This is a genomic window from Tissierella sp. (assembly GCF_032104385.1).
Taxonomy (GTDB): domain Bacteria; phylum Bacillota; class Clostridia; order Tissierellales; family Tissierellaceae; genus Tissierella.
In genome coordinates this window covers 1-26,701 of sequence record NZ_DAMCHJ010000015.1, presented here as the reverse complement: position 1 = coordinate 26,701, position 26,701 = coordinate 1, and the positions used below count along the sequence as shown (strand labels likewise).

Annotated in this window: 29 protein-coding genes and 1 pseudogene; 4 read left to right on the top strand and 26 right to left on the bottom strand. The window is 30.0% G+C overall.

All coding sequences use genetic code 11. The annotated features are described in order from the left end of the window. The 9 genes and pseudogenes from RT714_RS13205 to RT714_RS13165 form a co-directional block, all read right to left on the bottom strand. Positions 1-222, bottom strand: a pseudogene (locus RT714_RS13205) (amidohydrolase); the annotation flags it as partial. A gap of 108 nt (positions 223-330) precedes the next feature. After that, complete coding sequence (gene glyA / locus RT714_RS13200) at positions 331-1,581, bottom strand: serine hydroxymethyltransferase (RefSeq protein WP_399326978.1); 1,251 nt, start codon at positions 1,579-1,581, stop codon at positions 331-333. A 124-nt stretch (positions 1,582-1,705) separates the two neighbouring features. Continuing rightward, positions 1,706-2,398, bottom strand: coding sequence for a response regulator (locus RT714_RS13195; RefSeq protein ID WP_313758238.1), 693 nt, complete (start codon positions 2,396-2,398; stop codon positions 1,706-1,708). Next, a complete protein-coding gene (locus RT714_RS13190; RefSeq protein WP_313758236.1) occupies positions 2,395-3,957 on the bottom strand; it encodes a histidine kinase in 1,563 nt (520 codons plus the stop codon). The genes RT714_RS13195 and RT714_RS13190 overlap by 4 nt, the downstream gene beginning before the upstream one ends. A gap of 193 nt (positions 3,958-4,150) precedes the next feature. Continuing rightward, complete coding sequence (gene prxU, locus RT714_RS13185; protein WP_313758234.1) at positions 4,151-4,870, bottom strand: thioredoxin-dependent peroxiredoxin; 720 nt, start codon at positions 4,868-4,870, stop codon at positions 4,151-4,153. Between the two features lie 321 nt (positions 4,871-5,191). After that, positions 5,192-5,854, bottom strand: a complete 663-nt coding sequence (locus tag RT714_RS13180) for an ABC-2 transporter permease (RefSeq protein ID WP_313758233.1) — start codon at positions 5,852-5,854, stop codon at positions 5,192-5,194. Between the two features lie 11 nt (positions 5,855-5,865). Beyond that, positions 5,866-6,492 (bottom strand): ABC-2 transporter permease, encoded by a 627-nt coding sequence (locus RT714_RS13175; RefSeq protein WP_313758232.1) that lies wholly within the window; start codon positions 6,490-6,492, stop codon positions 5,866-5,868. A 4-nt stretch (positions 6,493-6,496) separates the two neighbouring features. Next, positions 6,497-7,342 carry an ABC transporter ATP-binding protein gene (locus RT714_RS13170; RefSeq protein ID WP_313758231.1) on the bottom strand — a complete coding sequence of 282 codons (846 nt, stop codon included), beginning with the start codon at positions 7,340-7,342 and terminating at the stop codon, positions 6,497-6,499. A 2-nt stretch (positions 7,343-7,344) separates the two neighbouring features. Next, the gene (locus RT714_RS13165; protein WP_313758230.1) at positions 7,345-7,719 is read right to left on the bottom strand and encodes a GntR family transcriptional regulator; all 375 of its coding nucleotides are present in this window, start codon (positions 7,717-7,719) and stop codon (positions 7,345-7,347) included. A gap of 175 nt (positions 7,720-7,894) precedes the next feature. Here RT714_RS13165 and RT714_RS13160 point away from each other — a divergent pair, with 175 nt between their 5' ends. After that, positions 7,895-8,458 (top strand): biotin transporter BioY, encoded by a 564-nt coding sequence (locus RT714_RS13160; protein ID WP_313758228.1) that lies wholly within the window; start codon positions 7,895-7,897, stop codon positions 8,456-8,458. A gap of 14 nt (positions 8,459-8,472) precedes the next feature. Here RT714_RS13160 and brnQ read toward each other — a convergent pair whose 3' ends face one another. The 8 genes from brnQ to RT714_RS13120 form a co-directional block, all read right to left on the bottom strand. Continuing rightward, entirely contained in the window at positions 8,473-9,762 is a 1,290-nt protein-coding gene (gene brnQ / locus RT714_RS13155; protein ID WP_313758227.1) for a branched-chain amino acid transport system II carrier protein, read from the bottom strand. An 89-nt stretch (positions 9,763-9,851) separates the two neighbouring features. Beyond that, a complete protein-coding gene (locus tag RT714_RS13150) occupies positions 9,852-10,832 on the bottom strand; it encodes a biotin--[acetyl-CoA-carboxylase] ligase (protein ID WP_313758226.1) in 981 nt (326 codons plus the stop codon). A gap of 228 nt (positions 10,833-11,060) precedes the next feature. After that, complete coding sequence (dapB, locus tag RT714_RS13145) at positions 11,061-11,780, bottom strand: 4-hydroxy-tetrahydrodipicolinate reductase (protein ID WP_313758224.1); 720 nt, start codon at positions 11,778-11,780, stop codon at positions 11,061-11,063. Between the two features lie 9 nt (positions 11,781-11,789). Next, positions 11,790-12,662 carry a 4-hydroxy-tetrahydrodipicolinate synthase gene (gene dapA / locus RT714_RS13140; protein WP_313758223.1) on the bottom strand — a complete coding sequence of 291 codons (873 nt, stop codon included), beginning with the start codon at positions 12,660-12,662 and terminating at the stop codon, positions 11,790-11,792. A 2-nt stretch (positions 12,663-12,664) separates the two neighbouring features. Further along, positions 12,665-13,675: an aspartate-semialdehyde dehydrogenase gene (locus RT714_RS13135; RefSeq protein WP_313758221.1), complete on the bottom strand. Its 1,011-nt coding sequence runs from the start codon at positions 13,673-13,675 to the stop codon at positions 12,665-12,667. A 240-nt stretch (positions 13,676-13,915) separates the two neighbouring features. Then, positions 13,916-14,935, bottom strand: a complete 1,020-nt coding sequence (fni, locus tag RT714_RS13130; protein ID WP_313758219.1) for a type 2 isopentenyl-diphosphate Delta-isomerase — start codon at positions 14,933-14,935, stop codon at positions 13,916-13,918. A 14-nt stretch (positions 14,936-14,949) separates the two neighbouring features. Then, positions 14,950-15,885 (bottom strand): LCP family protein, encoded by a 936-nt coding sequence (locus RT714_RS13125; RefSeq protein ID WP_313758217.1) that lies wholly within the window; start codon positions 15,883-15,885, stop codon positions 14,950-14,952. Positions 15,886-16,061: 176 nt separating this feature from the next. Beyond that, on the bottom strand, positions 16,062-17,420 hold the full coding sequence (locus RT714_RS13120; RefSeq protein WP_313758216.1) for a YjiH family protein: 1,359 nt from the start codon (positions 17,418-17,420) through the stop codon (positions 16,062-16,064). Between the two features lie 305 nt (positions 17,421-17,725). On the opposite strand from RT714_RS13120, the gene RT714_RS13115 reads away from it, so the two are divergent. Together RT714_RS13115 and RT714_RS13110 are read left to right on the top strand one after the other, a co-directional pair. Next, complete coding sequence (locus RT714_RS13115; protein ID WP_313758215.1) at positions 17,726-18,655, top strand: TDT family transporter; 930 nt, start codon at positions 17,726-17,728, stop codon at positions 18,653-18,655. 48 nt (positions 18,656-18,703) lie between these two features. After that, positions 18,704-19,183 (top strand): C-GCAxxG-C-C family protein, encoded by a 480-nt coding sequence (locus RT714_RS13110; RefSeq protein ID WP_313758214.1) that lies wholly within the window; start codon positions 18,704-18,706, stop codon positions 19,181-19,183. A 41-nt stretch (positions 19,184-19,224) separates the two neighbouring features. Here the strand turns inward: RT714_RS13110 and RT714_RS13105 are convergent, their stop codons facing one another. Then, a complete protein-coding gene (locus RT714_RS13105; RefSeq protein WP_313758213.1) occupies positions 19,225-20,184 on the bottom strand; it encodes a hypothetical protein in 960 nt (319 codons plus the stop codon). Between the two features lie 165 nt (positions 20,185-20,349). On the opposite strand from RT714_RS13105, the gene RT714_RS13100 reads away from it, so the two are divergent. Next, a complete protein-coding gene (locus RT714_RS13100; RefSeq protein WP_313758211.1) occupies positions 20,350-21,219 on the top strand; it encodes a CPBP family intramembrane glutamic endopeptidase in 870 nt (289 codons plus the stop codon). 127 nt (positions 21,220-21,346) lie between these two features. On the opposite strand, the gene RT714_RS13095 is transcribed toward RT714_RS13100, so the two are convergent. From RT714_RS13095 to RT714_RS13060, 8 genes are all read right to left on the bottom strand, one after another. Then, positions 21,347-21,976, bottom strand: a complete 630-nt coding sequence (locus RT714_RS13095) for a DUF3793 family protein (protein WP_313758210.1) — start codon at positions 21,974-21,976, stop codon at positions 21,347-21,349. 6 nt (positions 21,977-21,982) lie between these two features. Next, a complete protein-coding gene (locus RT714_RS13090) occupies positions 21,983-22,408 on the bottom strand; it encodes a flavodoxin (protein WP_313758208.1) in 426 nt (141 codons plus the stop codon). Between the two features lie 45 nt (positions 22,409-22,453). Next, a complete protein-coding gene (locus RT714_RS13085; protein ID WP_313758207.1) occupies positions 22,454-22,600 on the bottom strand; it encodes a FeoB-associated Cys-rich membrane protein in 147 nt (48 codons plus the stop codon). Positions 22,601-22,614: 14 nt separating this feature from the next. Next, positions 22,615-24,783, bottom strand: a complete 2,169-nt coding sequence (feoB, locus tag RT714_RS13080) for a ferrous iron transport protein B (protein WP_313758205.1) — start codon at positions 24,781-24,783, stop codon at positions 22,615-22,617. A gap of 34 nt (positions 24,784-24,817) precedes the next feature. After that, positions 24,818-25,039, bottom strand: a complete 222-nt coding sequence (locus RT714_RS13075) for a ferrous iron transport protein A (RefSeq protein WP_313758203.1) — start codon at positions 25,037-25,039, stop codon at positions 24,818-24,820. A gap of 19 nt (positions 25,040-25,058) precedes the next feature. Further along, positions 25,059-25,271, bottom strand: coding sequence for a FeoA family protein (locus RT714_RS13070; protein WP_072973407.1), 213 nt, complete (start codon positions 25,269-25,271; stop codon positions 25,059-25,061). Between the two features lie 72 nt (positions 25,272-25,343). Continuing rightward, entirely contained in the window at positions 25,344-25,634 is a 291-nt protein-coding gene (locus tag RT714_RS13065; RefSeq protein WP_313758202.1) for a DUF2325 domain-containing protein, read from the bottom strand. Between the two features lie 283 nt (positions 25,635-25,917). Next, positions 25,918-26,701, bottom strand: a 784-nt coding sequence (locus tag RT714_RS13060; protein ID WP_313758201.1) for a LysM peptidoglycan-binding domain-containing protein, incomplete at its 5' end; no start/stop codon positions are given.

The window sequence follows — 26,701 nt, the reverse complement described above, 5'->3', positions numbered from 1 at the left end:
TAAAGCAATTGTAGGTCCATCTTCATATCCTTTTAATAGCCCTACTACACCAGTTTCTAATCCTAAGTCTATTATTTCAATTCCTAAGGAGATTAGTTTTTCTTTAATTTTTTTGGTGGTTCCATACTCTTTAAAACTTAACTCTGGATACATATGAAGATCTCTTCTAAATTCAATCACTTCATTTTCATACAACTTTTTCAGTTTTTCTAGATTTAACATAATAGTCCTCCTTATTTAATGACCCTATTCATAAAATCTATATACCTTTAAATTAATAATACTATTAATTTAATTTTATTTAATATCCACTATAATCAATGGTTTAATCTATTCAAAATATCCTTCATATAAAGGAAACCTTTTACTTATATCTAATACATCCTTTTTTATTTGATTCAGTATATCCTTATTATCTATGTTGTTAGCAACTTCATTTATTATTTCTCCGATTTCTTCCATATCCTTTTCTTTCATACCTTTTATTGTCATAGCTGTAGTACCTATTCTAACTCCGCTAGTTACCATTGGTTTTTCAGTATCAAAAGGTATCATATTTTTATTTACAGTAATACCTACATAATCTAGTGCTTCTTCTAATTGTTTACCTGTTAAATTCTTTGGTCTTAAATCAACTAATAGTAAATGTGTATCTGTACCTCCAGATACAATTCTAAATCCATATTCAGATAATACCACTCCTAGTTTTTGAGCATTTTTTACAACTTGCTTCATTACATTTGCAAATTCTTCTGTAGAAGCTCGTCTAAATGTATATGCTTTTGCCGCCATTGTATGAAGATGAGGTGAGCCTTGAGAACCTGGAAACATTGCCTTATCAATTGCTTTAGCATATTCTTCTTTGCATAGTATAAAACCTCCCCTTGCACCACATAGGGTTTTAGTAGTGGTAGATGTGACAAAATCCGCATATTTCATAGGATTAGGATATATCTTAGCTGCCACAAGTCCTGCAACATGTGCCATATCTACCATAAAATATGCTCCAACTGATTTTGCTACTTCTGAAATTCTCTTAAAATCAATAGTTCTTGGATAAGCACTTCCTCCTGTAACTATAAGCTTTGGATTATGTTGTTTTGCAAGTCTTTCAATTTCATCATAATCAATTAACTCAGTTTTTTTGCTAAGCCCATAAGCAATAAAATTGTAGATTTTTCCTGAAAAGTTCACTTTATTACCATGTGTTAAATGTCCACCTTGGTCAAGTCTTAGTCCTAATACAGTATCACTTGGCTCTAATATTGCAGCATAAACAGTTTGATTTGCTTGAGATCCTGAGTGTGCTTGTATATTAGCATGTCCTGCTCCATAGAGCTGTTTTGCCCTATCTATACCTAGAACTTCCATTTTATCTATTACCTGACATCCTGCATGATATCTTTTTCCAGGAAAACCTTCCGTAGTTTTATTTGTCAATATACTACCTTGTAATTCTAAAATTTCAGTTGGCACATAACTTTCAGATGCAATCATTTCAATGCCTGTTCTTTGACGTTCTAGTTCTTCATTTACTATTTGAAATAATACAGAATCTGTTTCTTTTAAAGTATCTAACACTTTAATCTCCCCTTTACATAGTTGTTATAATCTATTATTTCAAATATTCAAATAATTCGAAATTAACTAAATCAATATTTAATTGAACTAAATCATCAATAAAAATATAAACAGTAGCTTTAAGCTACTGTTTATATTTTTTAGGAGTATCTCCTGTTATTAATTTAAAGGTCTTATAGAAATAGTTAAGATTATTAAACCCTACTTCTATAGCTATTTCCTTGATGGTAATATCTTCTTTATTATGCATCAACTCTATTGCTTTATCAATTCTGAATTTGTTTAAGTACTTTATAAAGGTCATATCAAAATACTTTTTAAACAATCTATTAATCTGGTTTGCACTGATATGAAAGTTCTTAGCACATTGGTTTAATTGAATATCATTTCTATAATTAGTATTTATATATTGAAGAACATCATTCAATAATGGATTATCAGTAAATCTATATCCTATAACTCTAGAAATGGATTCTTTCAATCCCTGAATTTCTACAGGCTTTAATAATATATCTTTTGCACCTAATCTTAATGATGACTGGGCATATTCAAAATAACTAAAAGCAGTAACTACAATAAATGATATTGGTTCAGTATAGTGATTATTTATATAATTCATAACCTCTATTCCATCACTGCCTGGCATCTCTATATCCAAAAAAACCAAATCTGGTTTTAAATCAAATATTTGTCCTATGGCTTCTTTTCCATTTTCCGCTTCTCCTACTACTTCTAAAGGCATATTGTTTTTGTTTATTAAAATCTTTAATAAATCTCTAGCTAGGGCTTCATCATCAACAATCAATGTCTTAATCATATTTCCTCCTTAAAAGCTGGTATTATTATTGTTACTTGAGTGCCAACATTCTTCTTACTTGAAATATTAAACTCAAAATTATTATGATGAAGCAATTCTAGCTTTCTATATATCATCATTAAACCACTAATAATAAAATCTTCTGATTGCCCTTTAATTTTATGGTTAAGTTTAGTAACATCATCTTCTTCCAATCCAATCCCATTATCTTGTACATGAATAACTACCTTATCTTCATTTTTTGTACAACTAATTTCAACATTAAGATTGTCCACTTTGTTTCTAAAACCATGAACAAAAGAATTTTCGATTATTGGTTGTATGAAATTAAATGGAATTCTTGCTAATTTAACTTCTCCACAAATATTTATATTTACATTAAGTCTTTCTCCGTACCTTAGTTTTTGCAATTCTAAATAATCCATAATAAATAAAATTTCATCATTTAATGTAACAATAGTATTACTTGACTTGAGAGAATATCTAAAAATCTTTGATAAACTAATTATAGATTCATAAGTTTTTATACTACCTTCTTTTATAGCCAAACTGGCAATTGCATTTAAAGTATTAAAAAGAAAATGGTTATTAATCTGAATACTTAAAACTTGCTCCTTTGTAGACCGTAAACTTTCTTCCAATAGAAGTTCATTCTTGGCAATATCTTTAATAATCTCTTCTTTTTTATTTAACTCTATTTCAGTATTCTCTAATAAGTAGTAATATGATATGTTTTTGCTTAAGGTCTTTATATGCTGTAAAATAGCCATAATTCTGCCCTGATGTACTATTTGCATCTTGCGATATAATTCATAATCTGAATCCGTTTCGTCTTTCAAACCAACATGATTTTCATCATATATTCTAATATGTCCACCCTTTATAGTACCAACTAAACTATCATTAATAATAATTGGCATTACAAATACCCTTAATCCATATTGACAAACAAAGGCAGAAGGGTCTTTATAATGGGGAGGCATATATTCATCATAAATATTATATAGATAACAGTTTCTTATATCCTTATGTACATTACATTTTTTCATACAAAATTCAGGATAGTTATCAGAAACAATAATTGGTTCATTTTCCTTATTAAATATTGATAAAGGTACTGCTAGTATATCAATTGCCTCATAATATAGATGCTTGATTCTATCATTTAATATTATTGTGTCTTTAAAACTTCCTATATATATTTGCTCTCTATTTAAAATATCATTTAGAGGATTACGTTGGTTATAATATACTGGCACTGATATTAACAACTCTTTTATTGGATCTTCCCCAGTATTTATAGCCTCATGTACTGAACCTGCATCTATATGAAATAAGGAACCTGGTTTCTTGATACTTAGTTCCTTACCAATAAGTTGCTCTCCTTGTCCAGATAAGACATATAACAATTGTTCATCTCCATAGTGAATGTGCTCCCTTTGCCTTCTCCCTGGTAAAATAGTACTAATTCCTATATGCATTATATTAGTGGAATTCTTTGTATCGGGTTCATAAATCCACTCTATACTACCCCAATCAAAATATTGTATATGCCCCATTATTTTCACCCCTAAAATCATTGATTTTAAACAAAGATGATGGCAATTTTAGAATATTAAAATTACTCATACATTCATATATAGTTTACTATATTCATATAGAAAAGCAAACTATACAAGCTTGGCTATATAATACGAAAGGTATTGATAAACTATTGTGTTCATCAATACCTTAACAAAATACCTATTTTTATTATTCTTCAAAAGCCTCTTTAACATCCCAAGCTTTCCAAACATTACCTACAAGTTCTGGTCCAGGTTTTAATGTTGTTTTTCCTGGTTTCCAACCTGCTGGTGTAACCTCTGCTCCTTTTGTTTTCCTTACTAATTGATAAGCTTTTATTTGTCTAATTGTTTCTGATACATTTCTCCCAACTGGTGGAGTAAGTACTTCAAAGCCTTGGATAATTCCATCTGGGTCTATAATAAATCTACCTCTTGTTTCAACTCCACTATCCTCATCATAAATTCCATACATTTTCCCAATACTTCCATCTTGATCTGATAGCATTGGGAATGGTATATCTTTCCCAATCATCTTAGATAATTCATGTTCATTCCACATTTTGTGAACAAATACTGAATCTACACTTATTGAAAGAACTTGTACATCTAAGCCTTGTAATTCAGGATATTTTTCAGCAACTGCTGATACTTCTGTAGCTCAGACAAATGTAAAATCTCCTGGATAGAAACATAATAATACCCATTTACCTTTATAATCCTCTAAACTAGTATTTATAAATTTTCCTTCATGATACGCTGGTGCAGTAAATTGTGGTGCTGGTTTTCCTACCTTAATCATCTTTTGTTCCTCCTTATGGTTTACAATTTCTAATTTTTCATAATTCTCTTCTACTTTTGTTTTACTAAGTTCAGGTCTTGCACAACCTGCTTTAATTTCTTTACTCATATCATCACCTCTTATAGATACCTTTTATAATAAATTGTTTACTATAGATATTTTTTATACCCATTACATCTTATACCCTTAATATATTTTTTTAAAAGAAAATATTTATTATAATTTTAATTGACAATACTGCTAACCGGCAACCGATATTTCTTTTGATATCCCAAATGGAAGTAATAAAGATAAAGGAGCTGAAGTTATCTTGAGAAAAGGAGAGGGGACAGAAGGCTTCTGGGAAAAAGTAAAGGGACTTGTCTAGTCCCTTTGCTGTTACTTCTATTTTTATAATATCTTATAAATCTAATCTAGCTTATCTTTTTTCTAGAATTCTTTCATACTATATATTTTTTTCGAAATTTGTAACGATATTAAATATAGTATTATTCCAATAGCTGAAAACATAAGTATAAATATCCTCAAATCCATCACTATTATATTTTTAAATATATTTGTGGTTTCAATCTTGCTCCCAAATCTGCCTATTATATTAGGTAAAACAATCAAAAAAATATAAAATATTTGGCTAAATGCCTGTGCCTTTCCTATACTATAATATTGAAACGGTAAATATATTGAGAAAAATGTTAAAGAAAGTCCAATTATAAATAATATATCAAATATGGTAGCAGGACTACCTATAATTTCACCATTCATCATGATTTTAAATAAATTGGATGATATAAAAACAACCCCAGATATAGCAAATACATAAATCCCCATTGATATGTATTTTGCCTCCACTATATCATATCTATTAACAGGAAAAGAATTCAGCATCATATCTGATTTAGCCTTTAGCTCATGCTGAGTAGAAAATATTGAAACTATATATATCATTATAAAAATGGAAAATCCATATATAAGCTTAGACTTATATATATTTTCAATCGATACTCCAACACAGCTAAAAATCAATGCTATACAAAATACAATTAAATTTATTATCCTAAGTAATCGTATATCCTTAATTATAAGCTGTTTCATTTCTATCCCTCCTATGTCAAATCTCTTGTTTCATATAGTCCTATAGATATTACCATTGATATCAAGTATACTATAGCTACTATAATTGGTAAGTTTAATCTCTGAGCATTTAATGCTGTAAATATATCAATATTATCACTGGAACCCATAACAAAAATATTTATAATAATTATATATATCATTATATTCACGATATTCCCTAATCTAGGTGATAACCTGAAATATGCCGGTAAAGATATTGATGTGGTAATAATAAATATAATTAATGTTTGCCTTATTAAAGAAATGCTTAAATTTTCACCTATTTTAATTTTGAAAACACTAATAATCCCAAAATATATTCCAACTAATATAACCCCTAAAAAATAATTTATAAATATAGATATATACTTGCTTACTACTACATCCCTTTTTTTAATTGGTAAGGAATGTATTAGCATATGAGTTTTATTTATTACTTCATATTTAAAAGGCATATTATTCAATAAATAACCATAACTTAGTATCATTAAAGAATATATATTGTTACTATTTGTTTCTAATACTAATAACATAGAAGGAAAAAATAATATTAAAAAAATCACACTTTGTTTGCTTGAAAAATTCAATAGTAAATCCTTCCTTATTAAATTTAACATATCCCTACCCCCTAACATTATAAACCATTATATCTTCAAGTGTTGGTCTTTCTATTATTACTTCACTGCCAAATAATCTCTTTAATCTTTGTGGATTATCTACTAATCCTTCAAATCCGACCTTCGTTTCCCTAAGCCCTATGAACTCTTTCCTTATGTCCTTATCTAACAAATTATTTCCACCTTTTATTATCCCATAAGATTCTAAAATTTCATCCTTAGGCCTAGAGAATACTATTGTTCCATTATTTATAAATGTAATATAATCCGCAATCTTTTCTAAATCTGTAGTTATGTGAGTAGAAAAAAATATGGATTTCTTCTCATCTTGGATTACATTGTATAATATGTCTAAAATCTCCCTTCTAAATACTGGATCAAGTCCTGACGTAGGTTCATCCATTATTATCAAATCCGCATTATGGGATAAAGCCACTGCCAAGGAAAACTTCATTTTCATTCCTTTAGATAATTTTTTTATCTTTTGGCTAGGGTCTAATTTAAAATCCTCCATATATTTATTGAACAATTTATCATCCCACTCTTTATAAAAAGGTCCTATTATATTCTTCATTTGCTTTATAGTTAAATCCTCATAAAAATAAAACTCATCGTATACAAAACCTATTCTATTTTTAATCTCTTTCTCAAATTGTATATGATCCTTACCAAATACTTTTATTTCACCAGAATCCTTTTTAAGCAAATTCATTATAAGCTTTATAGTTGTACTTTTCCCCGCCCCATTCGGCCCAATGAATCCCATAATATATCCTGGTTCTAGTTTAAACGATATATTATTAAGTTTGAACCTCTTAAAATCTTTAGATAAGTTTTTAATTTCTAACATAGTTAAACCTCCTCGAATAAAATCCTTAGCATTTCTTCTATCTCTACATATCTAAGTCCTAGTAATTTAGATTCTTGTACTACTTCAGATAATTTTTCTTCTATAATCTTTAACTTTTTTTCCTTCAATAACTCTTTATTTTGCATAGCTACAAATGAACCTTTACCTTGCATAGTCTCTATAAATCCTTCTTTTTCTAATTCTTCATATGCCCTTTTAGTTGTAATGACAGATATTTGAAGATCTTTTGCAAGACCTCGTATAGACGGTAAGGCTTCTCCTTCTTCCAATTCGCCCTTTATTATCATGCTTTTTATCTGGTTAGCTATCTGTTCATATATAGATTCATTGGAAGAATTAGATACTATTATTCTCATAATCAACCTCCTTTACAACTGTTATCTTTGTACATACTGTATATATTGTACATACACAGTATATACCTATATTATTCTTTTGTCAATAAATTTTTAGTTGACAACTTACCAAAATTCATCTATTATACTACTGTAAACCTTTTATATGATTTCAGTTGACAATAAGGAGGTAAAAATGAAAATATCTACAAAAGAAATGACTTTAATTGCGATGTTTACAGGACTTACTGCCATTGGAGCTTTTATTAGTATTCCCTTAGGTGAAGTGCCTATTACTTTACAAACTTTGTTTGTTATTTTATCTGGTCTTATTCTAGGCCCTAAATTAGGTGCTTTATCTCAAGTAGTGTATATAGTCTTAGGATTAGTGGGCGTGCCAATATTCGCAGGTTTTAGTGGTGGCTTTCAAACTGTGATGAAACCTAGCTTTGGATTTATTATTGGATTTATATTTGCAGCTTATATTGTTGGTAAAATTTCACATTCTGGAAATGAATTATCACAGAAGAGAATCTGGATTGCATCTTTAGTTGGTAACATAGTAATATATTTATTTGGATTGCCTTATATGTATTATATCCTAAATATTGTAATGGCAAAGGGATTATCATTTGAAGCCATTATAAAAATAGGCTGTCTACTTTTTCTACCTGGAGATTTTATAAAATTTATAATAGCTTCAATTGTAGCTATAAAGACCTTACCAATACTTAATAAAAAAGGGTTATCTTTAGATTAAGATAACCCTTTTTGCTAATTTATTTGAATATCTGATTTATTGGGTATTAACATTCCTAGAATAGCACCTAATACTGCTGGAACCAACCATGCCAAACCCCATGAGGCTAAAGGCAAGTATTCTACAATCTGGGTAAAATATGTCCATATTTGAAATCTATTTAATATCTCCAGTGTACTAACTATTAAAGTTGCATATATTGCATGTCTATAAATATTCTTATTTGGCTTATCCCCTAAGACTATAGTTAATAAAATCATTACTATTACAACGGGATACATAAATACAAGTATTGGTTCTGAAAAAGAAATTATAGACTCTACTCCTCTTATAGACATACTAGCACTAAATATAGTAGTAGCTATTACTATAATCTCATATTTTAGTTTTCCATTACTTATTTTATTAAAATATTGCCCCACTGTTGCAGTAAGTCCTATGGTAGTAGTTAAACAAGCCAATGATACTACTGCTCCTAAACCTATTCTTCCAAAATTCTCCAAAGAGTTATTAGCTATGTTTATTATTAAATCTACCTTTTCTATATCCTTTGAAAATAATGAGCCTCCAGTGGCTCCTAAATATCCTAATCCTCCATAAACAAGAGTTAAGCCTCCAACTGCTATTAAACCAGCCTTTTTCGTTATGTTCATTTGCTCTTTTTCGTCATCATATCCACTTTGAATTAAAGATGTAGTTATTATTCCGCCGAATAATATGGACGCTAAAGCATCCATAGTTTGATACCCACTAATAAAACCTTCTGAAAATGGTCTTGCAAAATCTTCTGGTACAGGTATTCCCATTGGATCAAAGATACCTTTAATAATAATCAAACCTAATAATATAAGTAATGCTGGTGTTAAAACCTTACCTATCTTATCAATGACTTCATTTGGCTTTATAACCAATAATAAAGTTATTCCAAAATAAAGTATAGCAAATATTGTAGGGCTTCCATTAGGCATAAGGGGTAAGACTCCTATTTCAAAAGCAGTTGCTCCTGTCCTTGGAATTGCTAATAATGGCCCTATAGCTAAAACAACTGTTATTCCCAAAAACTTACTAAACAAAGGAGAAACCCTTCTTCCCAGTTTATCTACATCTCCTCCAGCTTTAGCAGAAGCAATTATACCCAATAGAGGTAATCCAATCCCTGTAATAAAGAATCCAAACATGGACCAGTTCCATTTCTGACCTGCTAATAATCCTAAAAATGGGGGGAAAATTAAATTTCCTGCTCCAAAGAACATGGAAAATAGAGCTGCTCCTAAAATAAATGCATCATTTTTCTTTTTTTCCACAACAACACCTCTCTATATTTTAAAAATTGTCTAAATTATATCACAAATCCGAAAATGGTTCAACTATTTAATATATAATTTAAGTGTTGTTAAAAATATCCTTTCATTCCCCTAATTGACACTTCTCCAGAATAAATATTTTCAATATCTCCTTCTTTAAATTCTACAACTAATTCTCCCTCTTCATTTATATCTAATGCTTTCCCTAATCTTATTTCTTCTCCCCTAATTACTTTGATTTCTTTACCTATTAATGCTGAATTTTCTTTGCATATATCTATTGCTTTAGATGCCATATTATTATCCATAAAATCTATATAAAATTTTTCAAATTCATTTAAAACATTAGCCATCAGCTCTTTTCTATCTATCTTTTTTCCTTCCTTAATCTTAATAGATGTGGCTTTATCTTTTAAATCTTCAGGGATATCATCTTCATCCAGATTAACATTTATTCCTATACCCATGACTACATAATTGATCATATTTAGCTCAGCACTCATCTCCGTTAATATACCACAGATTTTTTTTCCATCTATCAATATATCATTTGGCCACTTTATTTGAGATTTAATCCCCATATTAATTAAAGCTTTATGTACTGCTGCTGCACCTAATAAAGTTATCTTTGCAACTGTCATTGGATCAACCTTTGGCTTTAAAATTATACTCATCCATATCCCTTTTCCCTTAGGGGAAATCCACTGTCTTCCTAATCTACCTTTTCCACTTATTTGTTCTTCTGCAACTAAAATAGTACCTTCTTTTTCTCCTAAAGCTATTTCCTTTGCCTTTTTATTGGTAGAATTTGTAGAATCAAAATAATATATATTTCTCCCAATAAAATCTGTATCCAAATATTCTTTTACTTCTTCATAAGTAAGTATATCTGGCAATGATATAATCCTATAGCCTTTTCTAGGGATGGATTCTATAATATATCCATCTTCCTTAAGCATATTTATATATTTCCATATAGCAGCTCGAGTCATATGAAATTCTTTAGATATTTCTTCCCCTGAAATAAAGTCTTCATTATCCTTCAAAATTTTTAAAATTTTATTTTTCACATTATCACCTCTTTATTTATTGACAATTGGGAATCAAAAGATTGAAAACTGATATCTCCTATTACATTTAGTATAACAGAAATACTTATTACCATGTAAATTTAATCCCATCAGTTTATGTACATGAACTTAAGCTACATTAATAAATAGCTCAAACTTATAAAAGAGACGAATTGTTTTTCGCCTCTTTTACAGATCATTAACTGTTAATTAGTTTTCAATTGCCAATTATATTTTTAGTACATCCTTCATACTGTATAATTTTGGTTTCTTGCCAATTATAAATTTGGCTGCTTCTAATGCACCATTTGCAAAGACTTTTCTATCATAGGCTTCATGACAAATCTTAATGGTTTCTAATTCATTTATAAAATTTGTCTCATGATATCCTACTATATTTCCACCTCTTATGGCATGGATGCCTATTTCTCCTTTTTCTCTAGGACATTCTCCAAGTCTTCCATATTGATGTTTTCTAGCTGATCCCAATCCACTTTCTATAGATTCTATTATTGTTACAGCACTACCCGATGGTGCGTCTTTTTTTCTATTATGATGAGCTTCTATTACTTCAATATCAACCTTATCTCCAAGTATAGATGCCGTCCTTTCTACCAACGAAAATAGTAGATTCATCCCCAAGGACATATTAGTTGCATAAAGAATTGGAATTTTAGTTGCTGCCTTCTTTATCTTTTCTAATTGTATTTCATCATATCCGGTGGTACCTATAACAATAGGTACCTTTCTATCTAACCCAATCTCAATTACTTTATCTAAAGCTGATTCATGAGTAAAATCTATGAATACATCAAGTTTAATATCATCTGTTGGCATGGGATTATCTCTGCATAAACCATAAACATTACTCCAATAAACATCTTGTATCGCAAGCTCTTTAATTAATGCCCCCATCTTTCCCTTTATCCCATTGATTAATAAATTCATATTAACCTCCTAAATAAGATTCAACTTTTTCATCTCTTGAATCAATTTTATTCTAGTATTCTCTTCCATAGATGTAAGAGGAAGTCTTAGTTCATCTTCAATATATTTCATCTCTGATAAAGCAGCTTTAACTGGTATAGGATTTACCTCAGAGAATAATAAATCTATAAGTTTCTTATATTCTAGTTGAAGCCTCAAAGCCTTAGCTACATCTCCGCTCATAAAAGCTTCGCACATCTGTTGCATTTCTTTGGGAATTACATTTGATACAACAGAAATAACACCATGACCACCACAAGCATATATAGGTATTACTTGATCATCATTGCCTGAATATATCATAAAATCTTCTGGAACTAATCTTTTTATTTCTAATATCTGTGAAATATTACCACTAGCTTCTTTAACTCCTATTACATTTTTAACCTTTGACATTGCTACAACTACATCTGGAGGTATATTTACCGCTGTTCTGCTAGGTACATTATATAATATAACTGGTAACTTTGTAGCATTCGCCACTGCTGTAAAATGTCCTATCATTCCCTTATTTGTACATTTATTATAATAAGGTGTTACAATTAATATTCCATCAGCACCTAGTTCTTCTGCTTGTTTAGTATATTTAACCGCAATATCCGTACAATTAGAACCAGTACCTACTATAATTGGAATTCTTTTTGCATTTTTTTCTATTGCTGATCTTATAACAATTTCTCTTTCTTCATAGCTTAATGTTGATGCTTCACCTGTAGTACCTAATACTACTAAAGCTTGTGTTCCATTTTCAATTTGAAAGTCAATTAATCTTTCGTAAGCTTCTTTATCAAACTTCCCATCCTTAAATGGGGTAACTATTGCAACACCTGCTCCTTTGAACATAATTATCCCTCCATTTTTATATTTTCCATTGCCTCTACAATTTGAACTGCATTGGTAGCTGCACCTTTTCTAAGATTATCTGCTACTACCCAAAGAGATAGACCCTTTGGATTATAGAGATCTTTTCTTATTCTTCCTACATAGGTAAAATCAGTATTTTCTGCTTCTATAGGTGTAGGATATCTATTTATCTTTGGATCATCGTCTACAATTATACCCTTAGACTCTTCTAATGTTTTCTTGATTTCATTTATATTTACTTCTTCCTCAAGCTCTAAATATATAGATTCACTATGTCCATAAAAAACTGGAATCCTAACGGCTGTTGGATTAACTTCTATACCATCGTCCTCTAAAATCTTATGTGTTTCATAAACCATTTTCAGTTCTTCTTTTGTAAATCCATTTTCATTAAATACATCTATATGAGGTATACAGTTTCCTGCTATCTTTCTTGTATATACCTTATTTGGATATTCCTCATCTATCAATTGATTTTGTAACTCTTCTATAGCCTTATATCCACTACCAGACACTGCTTGATAAGTGGATACTACAATCCTATTTATCCCATATTTCCTATATAAAGGAGCTATAGCTACAATCATTTGAATAGTGGAACAGTTAGGATTTGACACTATTCCTTTATATCCCTTTAACACATGAGAATTCACTTCTGGTATTACTAAAGGTATATTTTTATTCATCCTAAAATGTGATGAATTGTCTATTACCATATTGCCCGCTTCAGCTGCTATTGGTGCAAATTTTTCTGATATATTTCCTCCCGCAGCAAATAGTAAATAGTCATATTTTTCTTTCATAGCTTCTTCAGTTAAAAGCTCCACTGTAACTTCTTTATTATACTTATCTAATCTTACGGTTTTTCCTGCTGATTTTTTAGATGCAAAAAGTCTTAGTTGTGATATAGATAAATTTCTTTCCATAATCACTTCAATTATTTTTTGACCTACAGCACCAGTAGCACCTACAATACCAATTACTAAGCCCATATATACCACCCCTATTATCTAAAATTAATATATATTATATGTCTTTCATCCTACCTTAACAAGTATTATCTTGATACTATCATATTTTTATTATATGAAATTGTTATTAAATATTGTCTTAAATATATTGATCACATAATGATTTTAAAAAAGACCTGTTACTAAATTAATTATGATAATGTATCAAACTAATTATAGAGACAGATCTCTTTAAGAATTCAAATCATTCATTTTTGACTATTAATTATTGACTAAGTCTTTTAAATCTCCCATTACCTTATAGTCTGTAGCTCTTAATTCTTCAATATTTTTCTTACCCAAAAGCAGCATCAATATTTTCATTTTATGCATAGTTACGTCTAAATAATTTCTTGCATTTTCATATCCTCCATGAAGTAAATATGATAGTATCTCTCCTGATATCCCCACCATATTTCCGCCAATTACTAATGATCTTACAATATCCATACTATCTCTTATACCGCCACTAGCAATTAAATTTAGCTCCTTAGGTAATTCTCTACATTTAATTAAAGCTAAAGCTGTAGGAATACCCCATGAATAAAGGTCAGAAAAATCTATATTATTATACCTAATATTTTCGATTTCAATAAAGTTGGTTCCACCATATCCGGACACATCTATATTTCTAACCCCAACATCGTATAATTTTGTAGCAACTTCCTTAGATATACCAAATCCAACTTCCTTTACTATAACTGGTTTACAAATTTTCTCTACAATATTTCCAATATTATCCAAAATTCCTCTGAAATTCCTATCCCCTTCTAGCATGACCACTTCTTGAGCAGGATTCAAATGCAATTGTATTGCATCAGCTTCTATCATATCTAATGCTTTTCTTACATCTTCTATGGATGCTTGAGCATTAAGATTCGCTATAACTATACCATTGTCACTCATAGTTTGTCTTACTATTTTAAATGATTCTTTACATTCCTCATCATCACATAGGGCTATGGTCTGCGAGCCAACAGCCATAGGAATATTAAATTCTTTTGCAATTAATGACAAATCTCGATTTATTTCCCAGGAAAAGTCAGAACCTCCTGTCATTGCATTGATTATAATTGGATAATCTACAGTTTTCCCTAAAAAAAACGTTTTAGTATCTATATCTTCAAAATTTAAGTCTGGTAATGCATTATGCTCTAAAAATACATTTTCTAATAAGGTAATACCCTTATAGGTAGTTCTTAGGTAGTTTTCCACATGTTCTCTTTTCCTTTTTTCTCTCATATTTCCACCTCTATCTATTGAGTTAATAAATAGTCTCCAAACATTTCTTCGACAACTTTCTTTGTTTCTTCTTTATAATATATCCAATAGTCAGCTCCCGAAATTCTTTGGCCTTCTCCTGGAATTGTATTTGTTGTCATGTTTTCCAAATCAATTTTTGTAGCCGATAATGCACCTTTAGCGATAACCTTAAATGGGATATTGGTCTCCACATAATCATAATATGTTTCAACAAACTTTGGTAATTTTATTATGTTTTTAGGCTTTAGAGTTTGCTTAATCAATTCTTTCATAAACATTTGTTGTGCTTTTATCCTGCCTATATCTCCCTCTGCATAACCTTTTCTATATCTTAAAAAATCATGAGCCTTCTTACCATCTAATGTTTGTAAACCTTTTTTTAAATTTATGTGAAGTGGTGGAATTCCAGGTGTTGTGTCATCATACTTCATTCTCTGAGGTACATCTATTTCTACTCCACCTATAGCATCTACTATCTCCATTACAGCTCTATAATCAACCTTCACATAATAATCAATATCAAGATTCAAAAAATCTCTTAAGGTCTTCATAGTAAGTTCTGGTCCTCCATAGGCATGGGCATGATTGATTTTATCTTTTTTACCCCTCACTAATACTCTCGTATCTCTAGGAATAGATAATAGATTTATTTCACCTGTTTCAAAATTAACCTTAAAAAGCATCATAGTATCTGTTCTTGTACCTTTAGATTTCTTCACATCTTCAGCATCAACACCCATCATTAAGAATAAAATCTCATCCTTAACTTTTGGCTCTACTTTATTTTCTTCGTCTAATTCGCCACTAATATTCTCGTCAATAGTTGCGAAAGAATCACTTTTTGAAAATATCTTTTCACCCACAAAAGTGAAAGCCACAGCAAAAAATATAAATGATAGTACAAATGATAATACAAATTTTTTCTTCATTGTTACACCTCTAGCAATTAAATTATACATTAAATGATACTACATATGTCGACTAATTACAATTAAAAACACAACAAAATAAGGTTACAATTTTAATACAATTATATTTTTACAAAAAAAAGAGGCTTAAAGCCTCAAAAGAAGTGATTCCTTAATAAAAGTGGAGTTATTTAAAGTTAAAACAGTAAATGCCCAACTAATGCAATAATTGGCAAAGTAACCAATGTTCTTTCAATAAATATAATAAATAACTCCCCAACATTTACTGGTATCTTAGAACCTAAGATAACAGCCCCTACTTCTGAAAGATATATAAGCTGAGTAACTGAAACCCCTGCTATTACAAATCTAGTCAACTCAGATTCTATACTAGCCCCTATTACAGATGGTAAAAACATATCTGCAAAACCTATTATCATAGTTTGACTAGCTTCTACTGCAAAAGGTATATTAAGCAATTTTAATATAGGAATAAATGGCATACCTAACCAAATAAATACTGGGGTAAACTCTGCAAGAATTGTTGCTACGGTTCCAAATGCCATAATAACTGGCATAACTCCTATCCACATCTCAAGAACATTATGAAATCCGCTTTTAACAAAACCTTTAAAATCCGAGCTATTTTTTGCCTTTTCAACTGCCTGCTCCAATCCCCAAGTAAAAGGAGTATATCCCATAGGTAAATTCTCCATACTATCCCTGCTAACTTCTGTTAGATAGTCATCCTTTTTTCTTGATAATGGCGGTATACGAGGTACAATAATAGCTGCAACTACTCCTGCAAAAGTAACTGCTAAATAGTATGGAACAAAATAAGTTTCTAGTCCTACTTCCGCTAATACTACTAATGCAAATGTAATAGACACTGCCGAAAATGTTGTGGCTATAACAGATGCCTCCCTAGTACTATAGTAACCTTCCTCATACTGATTATTTGTAAGCAAAACTCCTATGGTTCCATCCCCTAGCCAAGATGTAATACAATCTATTGAAGATCTGCCAGGAAGTTTAAATATTGGTCTCATAACTGGCGTAAGCATTGATCCGACAAATTCTAATAATCCAAAGTTTAATAGTAAAGGAAGTAAAAATGCCGCAAAAAAGAATATGGTAAGTAAAGTTGTTAAAAGTCCATGCAATAACAAACCACCAGTATTTTCATTCCATATCCAACTAGGTCCAATTTCAAAATATGACAAAATAACTAATATCATGCCTATAACTCTAACTATGAACCAAAATACATTTACATTAAATAATCCTTTCATTTCCTTAGAGCTTTCAATAAAATTTGGCCTTGCTATTTTATAAAATATGGTCATTAGTCCAGTAAACGTAATAAGTAAAGTAATTATAGTTGGCAATGCAGGCTCTAATAATGAAGCTACGCCTTTAGATAATATTGCAACTGGAATTGTATAATCTCCGTGATATTTTAAAGGAACCATAAAAAGTATAATACCTATTAAAGATGGAAGTATAAATCGTAAATATTCTGTTCTAGAATGTTTTTTGTTAATATTGTCAGGCATAAAAAATCCCTCCCTTAATTTTCATTTTATTTCCTTTCCTCCTTCCTTTATCATATTACCATGATACCACGAAATATTACTAATTTCAACAATTGATATGAATATTTTAAATTTTCTTTAATATCTGATATATGGCAAATTCTATATCTCCTTATTATATAAGATTTTTTTAAAAATATCTATAGTAAAATAATATTTTTTATAACATTCTCTTTATTATAGATATTTTTTATTGGATTTGACTTTATTTATATGCTAGTCTATTTAATGATAATATTATTTAAATTTAAAAAAGGAGAGATGCTATGAAAGAAACTATTAAAAGATTACCCATACCAATTGTTGGTCTAATGCTAGCTCTAGCAGCCACTGGAAATTTGGTCTTGTCTTATGGAGAGAAATATCGAAATGTCTTTGGTATATTGTCAGCAATTATTTTAGTTTTAGTATTAATCAAAATCATTATGTTTCCAAAAGATGTTTCTGAAAGTCTAGACAATCCCGTAGTTGCTAGTGTCTTTACTACTCTTTCTATGGGAATTATGCTTTTGTCCACATACCTTAAACCATTTGCATCATCCTTAGCATTTGGTATGTGGATTATAGGACTGGTATTACATATAGTCCTTATTATATATTTCACAAAAAAATATATATTTAATTTTAATATCAAAAAAGTTTTTCCATCTTGGTTTATTGTTTATGTTGGAATAGTAGTTGGCTCTGTAACGGCTCCTGCATTTGACAAAGCAAATATTGGACAAATTCTATTCTGGTTTGGTTTTATATCCTATTTCCTATTACTACCAATAGTTTTTAAGAGAGTCTTTCAAATTAAAGAAATCCCTGAACCAGCATTACCAACTATTGCAATCTTCGCTGCACCCGTTGCTCTTTGTTTAGCAGGATATATGAATTCATTCCAAGAAAAAAATATGTTTATTGTTTATTTATTATTAGCTTTATCGCAACTCTCATATTTATTCGTATTATTACAATTGCCAAGATTACTGAAATTAAAGTTTTATCCATCCTACTCAGCTTTTACATTCCCATTGGTTATTAGTGGCATTTCTATCAAATTGATTAATGGATTTTTAATTAATGCTGAAAAACCAATTGTTATTCTGAAATATCTGGTAAAATTTGAAGAATTAATAGGAATTGTTATTGTACTTTATGTATTAATTAGATATATAAGTTTCTTATTTACCAAAACTGAAACAGCAAAATAGTCTATTTATTAAGAAATCAGTACAAATGAATTCAAGGGGGTTTTTTAAATGACAAAGGAAGAATTATTGGAAAAAGTTAAAGAAGAAGCTGAAGGATATTTTGCAAGGGGAGAATTTTTCTGCTCAGAAGCAGTAGCTCAAACTATCAATAATTTATTAGGAAATCCATATGATAATAATATCGTAAAGATGGCTTCTGGCTTCCCTATAGGTATGGGAAAATCGGGTTGTCTATGCGGTGCTGTAAGTGGGGGACAAATGGCTCTTGGAATGGCATATGGTAGAGTTCATGGAGAGCCTATGAATGAAAAGATGTTCCCAGTTGCAGCAGCGTTACATGATTTTATAAAAGATGAATATGGTGCAACTTGCTGTAGAGTTATTACTAGACAATGGGCGGGAGATAATTTTCAAAGTCCAGAAAGAAAGAAACATTGTATTGAAATAACTGGAAAGGTTGCAGAATGGGTTGCTCAAAAATTAATAGAAGATGGACAAATAGAAGTTGCAGAAGGAGCAGCAGAATAATAAAAAACCACCTAAAGGTGGTTTTTTATTATTCTAGTAATCTATTTACTTACTTCTAATAAAGCTAATGCCTCATTAACAAGAGATACAACTTTATCTTCTACAACCTTATTTACTATTAATTTATTTTCTTCAATAACACCAATATACTTATTTATTATAAACGCAGTAGTTGAATCCTTTATCTTTGAAGTCTTTCTATAACTTTCCAACACTTCATCATAAACCTTCTTGCTTTGAGGATCAGATATAGGTGTATTATCTAGTCCTCCTAAATAAATAGCTAGTTTGCTTTTATAAACTCCCAACATTTCCTCATGCCTTTGCCCTTGTGAATATTTTTCAATATATTTTTCAGTTTGTATTATTCTTGATGCCAACTCATCATAAGAAATCTTCAATCCTGCATCTATTGCTACTGGCTCATTTGAATCCATAGCCTTGATTGCAATATACTCTTTCATTTCATCTGAAATATAATCATTATATTGCTTCATCTTTTCATAATCTACTAATGGATAATAATTCCCTTCAATATTTACAAGTTTATATTTACTATTTATTAATTTTGTTACTACATTTCGAAGATTTTCATCTTGTATATCTTTTATTTTATCTTCTGGAAAGAAAAATTCTGTCCCTCCAATTTTAATTAATTCTCCATTAGTATCAATTTCTAAGATACTATCTGTCATAGCATCTAAGGATTTAGAAAGTATAATTTCTAACTCTGACACCATCTTGTCCCCTTCTATCTGAGAAAGTTTCCCTATGTTTTCATCTATAAATGATACAATATTATCTAGCTCTTTATTTTTTAAAGTACTATCAAAATCTTCCATTATCTTTTCTCTATCTTTCTCATCTTCACCTAAGTTTTCTGTAGATTCTGTTGGTTCTTTAGGCAAATCTTTTATTGGAGTTTTTTTCTTACAAGATGAAAGAATCACAACTGATAATATTAAAATAGAAATAATAACTATATTTTTATATTTCTTCATAAAATCACCACTTCCTAATTATTTTTATCAATCTTATTATACCCAAACTATAACATATACCAAATAATAAATCGTTACAATTTTATTACAAACATCCTAATTTATTTCTATTTTCCATATTTTGTTGTACAATAGTATAGATGTATAATATGAAGGGAGGTCACTATGGAAGCTAAAATATTAAAAAAGGAAAGCTCCATATATAGAGTAAATTTATTTTTCCTTTGCACAATTATATGGTCTATAGTTGTTCAGTTCTTACCTATACCAGATAACTCATATCAATATATAGCATTTTTAATACCTATTATTATTTACTTGTTTTTGAATAAATCGAAAATAGATAGGATATTAAAACCAGATATGTTGAACTTTAGTAGTGCAATAATTATATTTATTATATGGCTAGCATCATTGCCACTTATATTTCTAATAATTGAATTATATATGTGTTTTTTTGGAAGTACCTTGGTAGATATAGTTACTCAAGATGCCCATGAAATATTTGCTTTAAATGTATTTTTTACTGCAGTTACTCCTGCTATCCTAGAAGAAATTTTAATGAGAGGAATTATATTAGATGGGTATAGAAATAAATCTAGATTAGTAGCAGCTATAATGAATGGCTTTATGTTTGGAATGTTACATTTAAATTCTTTCCAATTCTTCCATACTTTTATAGCTGGATTTATAGCTTCACTTGTAGTATTTGCTACAAACTCAATATTTGCCGGTATCTTAATTCACATGGTAAATAATGGTTTACCCATGATACTAAATTATTTATATCCCGTTAATCCAAATATGGAATATGCAAAGGATGCAAATTTCCTATTACTTTCACTTTATGCATTATTAGGCATCATCTTTATTTTTAAGTTAATCAATCTATTATTTAAATTAAACAATATTCCTTTTAAAGAGAATAAAGAATTATCAAGTGAAAAGATCTTCAATTTACCTTTATTTATATCTATAATTATCTTTATAATATTTAGTGCCTTGATGATTTTTGCCATTAAAAAAATACTGTAGAAGGTAATGTATTACTTTCTACAGTATTTTTCTAACACTTAATCCCTTTCCATAGCATCTTTACTAATTATCTTATAACCTTTAACCCATTACTAATACAGTATAATTGAGTATTATATTAGCTATTCTATGCATATAAGTCTAGTCTATGGTTTACATACAAATTTTTGATTCTATTTTTTTTGTTTTGTAAAACATTTAGCATGTAAATTTTTTTTGATTTATCATATAAGTCGAATATATCTTTATATCTATTGTTATTCTCATATACTTTCCAATACCCACTGAATAAACATTCATCTCCATTAATAAACCCAATTACATCCTCATAAGGTATACCTAAAAATATACCGCTTTCGTGAGGGAATTTGCCATTGGCGACTCTTTTTTTTAGACAATTTAAGCATTTTTCTAATTGAAAATTATAGTTATAACCAAGTTCACATAATAGTCTATGATTTTTTTGCAATTCTAAATGTTGGGTAAGGTTAAATCTATCATAGATCAACAAAATAATCCCTTCATTTGTTTCTTGAAGAACAATATATTCCAGATTATATTGACGCAATATATTTCTACCACCTTCATTCCAAAAACTATAAAGCTTTCTCTTGCAATTTTTTAATGTTATTATAGAAGCTGGCTTAATTCCTGTAATAACTGGTGATAACATATATCCAATAAATTTCTCAGCATAATCATCTTCATTTAACAATTCAATTTCTCTCAAAAAACTCATCAGTAAATTTTCAGCCATAAATTTTTATCCTATAATTCTTCTACCATAATCTATACATTTATCCGCCTCTTCTCCCTCTGGAGATAAATTGACTATACAACCTTCTTCAAATACTTTAGCTCCGGAAGTATTCATTCTTTCAACCCAATTTCTCATCCATTCTCCATCTCCCCAATCATAAGAACCAAACAATCCAACTATCTTATCTTTTACAATATCCTTTATAGACTCTACAAAAGGCTCCATTTCATTTTCTTCAATAGCTTCACTTCCCATTGAAGGCGAACCAAGCAGCAATATATCTGCATCCAATACATCTTGTGATTTTGCATTTGAAACAGGAATTAATTTTACTTCAGAATCTTTTTCTTTTGCTCCCTTGGCTATTAAGTTAGCCATGGCCTCAGTATTACCTGTTCCTGTCCAATATATTATAGATACTTTTTTCATATTATCTCTTCCTTTCATAAATAAAATATTTTTAAAAGTTTAATCCTATTTAATCTTATATGCTTTTGTAGTTCCACACCCACTACAAGAACTACAACCTGCACATCCGCCCTTTTTCCTGTTTTTTATAATATTCCTTATAGCGAAAAATAAGCTTATAACAATCAATCCAGCAATAATATAATTTATCATAATGATTATCTCCTTTACTTAGAAGCAAGAGTCTTTTTTCTCGAACTTTTTAACTGATTTAATATGGCCACAACTATTGCAATAACCAATATAGTTCCAAATACCATCAATACAATATCTCCATTTACTACTGCTCCTTCAGCAGCCTCCTCCATAGCTCCTATATCTAATACTACTGGAGTAGTTGCAGAAGTTCCTTTAAATATAATTCCGCCTAAAACATTGACTATCAACGCAGCTATATATGCCAATCCTGTTTGGTATCCTATGGCAAGCAATGTCATTTTCCAGTTTCCAAATTCCCTCTTCATAGCTCCTATAGCTGCAAAGCAAGGTGCTGCAAAAATAGTAAATACTATGAAAGCAAATGCAGTCACTTGGGTAAATTCAATCGGTACTACTGAACCTACAGATGCGAAGGTAGCGACTACTACTTCCTTAGCAATAAGACCAGTAAAGGTTGCAACAGCAGGTGCCCAAGAATCCCCAAATCCAAGGGGTATAAATATCCATCTAATACTTTCTCCGATCTTGGCTAACATACTTTTTTCTATCATTTCACCTTCTAAGTATTCGAATGAAAAACTAAATGATTGAAGTATCCATAGAGCCACACATGCTACAAATATTATCGATCCTGCTTTTTTAATAAATGATTTCGCTTTCTCCCACATATGAATAGCTACACCTTTAATTCTTGGTAGTTTATATGTTGGAAGCTCCATTACAAATGGTGCAGGTTCTCCCGAAAAAAACTTAGTTCTTTTCAAAATTATACCAGATATAATTACTGTAACTATTGCAATTATATAAATAGAAGGTCCCACCCAAGTTTGATCTTGAAACATCATAGCTATAAACATTGCAAATACAGGTAATTTTGCACCACATGGTATAAATGGTGTTAGAAGAATAGTCATCCTTCTATCTTTTTCATTTTCAATTGTTCTACTGGCCATAATTCCAGGTATTGAGCAGCCTGTACCAATTAACATTGGAATAAATGACTTCCCTGAAAGTCCAAATTTCCTAAAAATCCTATCCATGATAAAGGCAATTCTAGCCATATATCCACTATCCTCCAAAAGTGATAAAAAGAAGAATAATATCATTAACTGAGGTACAAATGTAAATATAGCTCCTATACTTCCTATTATTCCATTACCTATAAGATCAGATGCCCAACTAGCCGCTCCAGCATTCTCTAAAAAACTAACAGTTACCTCTTGCATAGTTTCAGTAAGCGATTCTATATATCCTACTGTCCAATCTCCAACTGTAGATATGGATACATAATAGATAAACCAAAGTATTCCAAAGAAAATTGGCAATGCCAACCATTTATTAGTCACTATCGAATCTATTTTATCCGATGTAGTCATATGCCTTTGTTTTTTCTTATAGCATTTTGAAATAGTTCTTTCTATATAGCTATATCTTTCCCCAGTAACTATACTCTCTATATCATCATCAAATTCATTTTCACAAGCATCCACTATAGTTTTTATCTCATTTGAAATCTTTGAATCTAAATTTAACTTCTCCAAAACCTTTTCATCTTGCTCAAATAATTTTACTGCATACCAATATGCCCTTTCTTTATCTCCTATTTTATATTCTATTAATTCCAATATCCTATCTATTGAATCCTGTACCTTTTTATCAAACTTATGTAACGGTTTTATACTTAACCCATTATCTGCAGCTTCCATTGCTATACTTATTAATTCCTTTAACCCTTTTCCACTAATAGCTGAAGTTTCTACAACAATACACCCTAACTCCTTAGATAGTTTTTCTTTATCTATCTTATCACCGTATTTATCTACTACATCCATCATATTTAATGCTACTACTGTAGGTATACCTATTTCAATTATTTGAGTTGTAAGATATAAATTACGCTCCATATTAGAAGCATCTACTATATTTATTATTACATCTGGCTTTTCATCTATTAAATAGTTTCTAGTAATAACCTCTTCCAAAGTATATGGAGATAATGAGTATATACCAGGTAAATCAATGATTTTTACATCCTTATGTTTTTTTAGTTTTCCTTCTTTTTTTTCTACAGTAACCCCGGGCCAATTTCCAACATATTGCTGAGAACCTGTAAGTTCATTAAATATAGTTGTTTTACCGCTATTGGGATTCCCTGCTAACGCAATTTTGATTTCCAAATCTTTCCCTCCTATATCTAAAATTTCTATTTTATTAACTAATGACTATTTTACCTGCATCAGACTTTCTCAAGGATAATTCATATCCCCTTACAGTTACTTCAATTGGGTCACCTAAAGGAGCAATTTTACGGATATAAACCTTAGTTCCCTTTGTAATCCCCATATCCATAATTCTCCTTCTTATAGCTCCCTCCCCTTCCAATTTTACTACTGTTACATTTTCTCCTGGCAAAGCATTTTCAAGTGTCTTCATATTTTTATATCCTCCTTTTTTAAACCATAATTCTACTAGCCATTTGATTATCAAGAGCTACTCTGGTACCCTTGATATTAACAATAAGATTTCCTCTAAACTCAGATATAACAGTTACATCCTCACCAACTACAAATCCTAAAGTACCCAAGAATCTTTTAGTATCATCCTTTCCATTTATTTTTTTTATTGCAGTTATCTCTCCCTTATTAACAAATGTAAGAGGCAACATAATTCATCTCCTTCTTTATTTATTGTTTTATAACGATATTGATAATCATTATCAATTGATGGATAAAAAAAATTAGCTAGCTTCATTTTTTAATTTCATCAATGTTTCTTCAAGAGAATTTCTACTACTAGTATGACATCTCAATATAGGTATACTTTTCCTTTTGGCTTCTTTTATTGCAGTAAGTACCATCTTGTGGGAAACTGTATTTGTGAACAGAACAATGGCATCTGGTTGTCCTATACTTTTATTAAATCTTGATGGCATTTGTGTGAAAATCTTCATTTTATATCCGTACTTATTACCAACTTCTTTATACTCATCATGCATTCTATCATGACCACCCACTAAAACTATAGACATTATGTACCGTTATTTAAGATACAATAATAGTATCTTGACGGATTCCCCCCTTTCTTAGAAAATTATATTGTTAATCAATAGATTTATATATGTTAGTTAGACAATCAATGTGGATATTGATAATCATTATCAATGTCAGCTTTTAAAAAAACCACTTTTAACAAGTAGTATATAGTTATAATTCACTTTGTATAGTATATTATCAAACTAATTATTAAATGTCAATAAAAAATTCATACTAAAATACTCTACATTTAAAAAGCCCCCAATTGGGGGCTTTTTATTATGCTGGAACACAAATCATTCTTCCTACTGCAAAATCTGCTGGGGTTAAATTCGGATTCATCATCATTAATGCAGAAACAGATATATTAAATTTTTGAGCTAACGCTACTACTGTCGCTCCACTTGCTGGAATATCTCCTTGAACTATAGTATACTTTTTAGTTCCCGTGGGACAAGGACAGCCCATATCTTTATGTGGCATTATACAAATTCTCTGACCTGGTGTTAGATTATCCCAGTTTACATTTGGATTAGCCGACATAAGATCCATCACTGATATATTAAATCTTAATAATATAGTTCCTAGATTATCATTTGGTCTAACTTCGTATATTGTTCCTCCTGGACAAGTAACTGGTGGGGGTTCTACCCTAGGAATACAAATTAACTGTCCTACCTGAAGATTATTAGGATCTACTCCTGGATTAGCTGCAATTAATGTAGCTACAGATATATTAAACATTGCAGCAATACTATATAAAGTATCCCCTGATCTTACTGCATAATATACTCCATTACATGGAGGACATGGAGGAGGTGTCGTACCTCTTGGTATACAAATTACCTGACCTATTTGCAGATTATTTGGATTTAGTCCTGGATTTACTGCTAATATTGCCTCCACTGTTGTATTATATGTCATTGCTATCGAATAAATTGTATCTCCTGCCTTTATTGTGTAAGCAAATGTTCCCACTGGACACGTTGTAGGAGGAGGTGTCGTACCTCTTGGTATACAAATTACCTGACCTATTTGCAGATTGTTTGGATTAATGCCTGGG

Bases quoted from the DNA above. Each gene is read 5' to 3' on its own strand.
- RT714_RS13100 (WP_313758211.1), top strand. From the start codon at position 20,350: ATGGAAGCTAAAATATTAAAAAAGGAAAGCTCCATATATAGAGTAAAT.
- RT714_RS13070 (WP_072973407.1), bottom strand. From the start codon at position 25,271: ATGTTGCCTCTTACATTTGTTAATAAGGGAGAGATAACTGCAATAAAA.
- RT714_RS13170 (WP_313758231.1), bottom strand. From the start codon at position 7,342: ATGTTAGAAATTAAAAACTTATCTAAAGATTTTAAGAGGTTCAAACTT.
- RT714_RS13110 (WP_313758214.1), top strand. From the start codon at position 18,704: ATGACAAAGGAAGAATTATTGGAAAAAGTTAAAGAAGAAGCTGAAGGA.
- RT714_RS13175 (WP_313758232.1), bottom strand. From the start codon at position 6,492: ATGTTAAATTTAATAAGGAAGGATTTACTATTGAATTTTTCAAGCAAA.
- RT714_RS13065 (WP_313758202.1), bottom strand. From the start codon at position 25,634: ATGTCTATAGTTTTAGTGGGTGGTCATGATAGAATGCATGATGAGTAT.
- RT714_RS13090 (WP_313758208.1), bottom strand. From the start codon at position 22,408: ATGAAAAAAGTATCTATAATATATTGGACAGGAACAGGTAATACTGAG.
- RT714_RS13165 (WP_313758230.1), bottom strand. From the start codon at position 7,719: ATGAGAATAATAGTATCTAATTCTTCCAATGAATCTATATATGAACAG.
- RT714_RS13125 (WP_313758217.1), bottom strand. From the start codon at position 15,885: ATGAAGAAAAAATTTGTATTATCATTTGTACTATCATTTATATTTTTT.
- RT714_RS13115 (WP_313758215.1), top strand. From the start codon at position 17,726: ATGAAAGAAACTATTAAAAGATTACCCATACCAATTGTTGGTCTAATG.
- dapB (WP_313758224.1), bottom strand. From the start codon at position 11,780: ATGAATTTATTAATCAATGGGATAAAGGGAAAGATGGGGGCATTAATT.
- RT714_RS13135 (WP_313758221.1), bottom strand. From the start codon at position 13,675: ATGGGCTTAGTAATTGGTATTGTAGGTGCTACTGGTGCTGTAGGTCAA.
- RT714_RS13195 (WP_313758238.1), bottom strand. From the start codon at position 2,398: ATGATTAAGACATTGATTGTTGATGATGAAGCCCTAGCTAGAGATTTA.
- dapA (WP_313758223.1), bottom strand. From the start codon at position 12,662: ATGTTCAAAGGAGCAGGTGTTGCAATAGTTACCCCATTTAAGGATGGG.
- RT714_RS13160 (WP_313758228.1), top strand. From the start codon at position 7,895: ATGAAAATATCTACAAAAGAAATGACTTTAATTGCGATGTTTACAGGA.
- RT714_RS13120 (WP_313758216.1), bottom strand. From the start codon at position 17,420: ATGCCTGACAATATTAACAAAAAACATTCTAGAACAGAATATTTACGA.
- RT714_RS13075 (WP_313758203.1), bottom strand. From the start codon at position 25,039: ATGAAGACACTTGAAAATGCTTTGCCAGGAGAAAATGTAACAGTAGTA.
- RT714_RS13190 (WP_313758236.1), bottom strand. From the start codon at position 3,957: ATGGGGCATATACAATATTTTGATTGGGGTAGTATAGAGTGGATTTAT.
- RT714_RS13095 (WP_313758210.1), bottom strand. From the start codon at position 21,976: ATGGCTGAAAATTTACTGATGAGTTTTTTGAGAGAAATTGAATTGTTA.
- RT714_RS13105 (WP_313758213.1), bottom strand. From the start codon at position 20,184: ATGAAGAAATATAAAAATATAGTTATTATTTCTATTTTAATATTATCA.
- RT714_RS13180 (WP_313758233.1), bottom strand. From the start codon at position 5,854: ATGAAACAGCTTATAATTAAGGATATACGATTACTTAGGATAATAAAT.
- fni (WP_313758219.1), bottom strand. From the start codon at position 14,935: ATGAGAGAAAAAAGGAAAAGAGAACATGTGGAAAACTACCTAAGAACT.
- RT714_RS13085 (WP_313758207.1), bottom strand. From the start codon at position 22,600: ATGATAAATTATATTATTGCTGGATTGATTGTTATAAGCTTATTTTTC.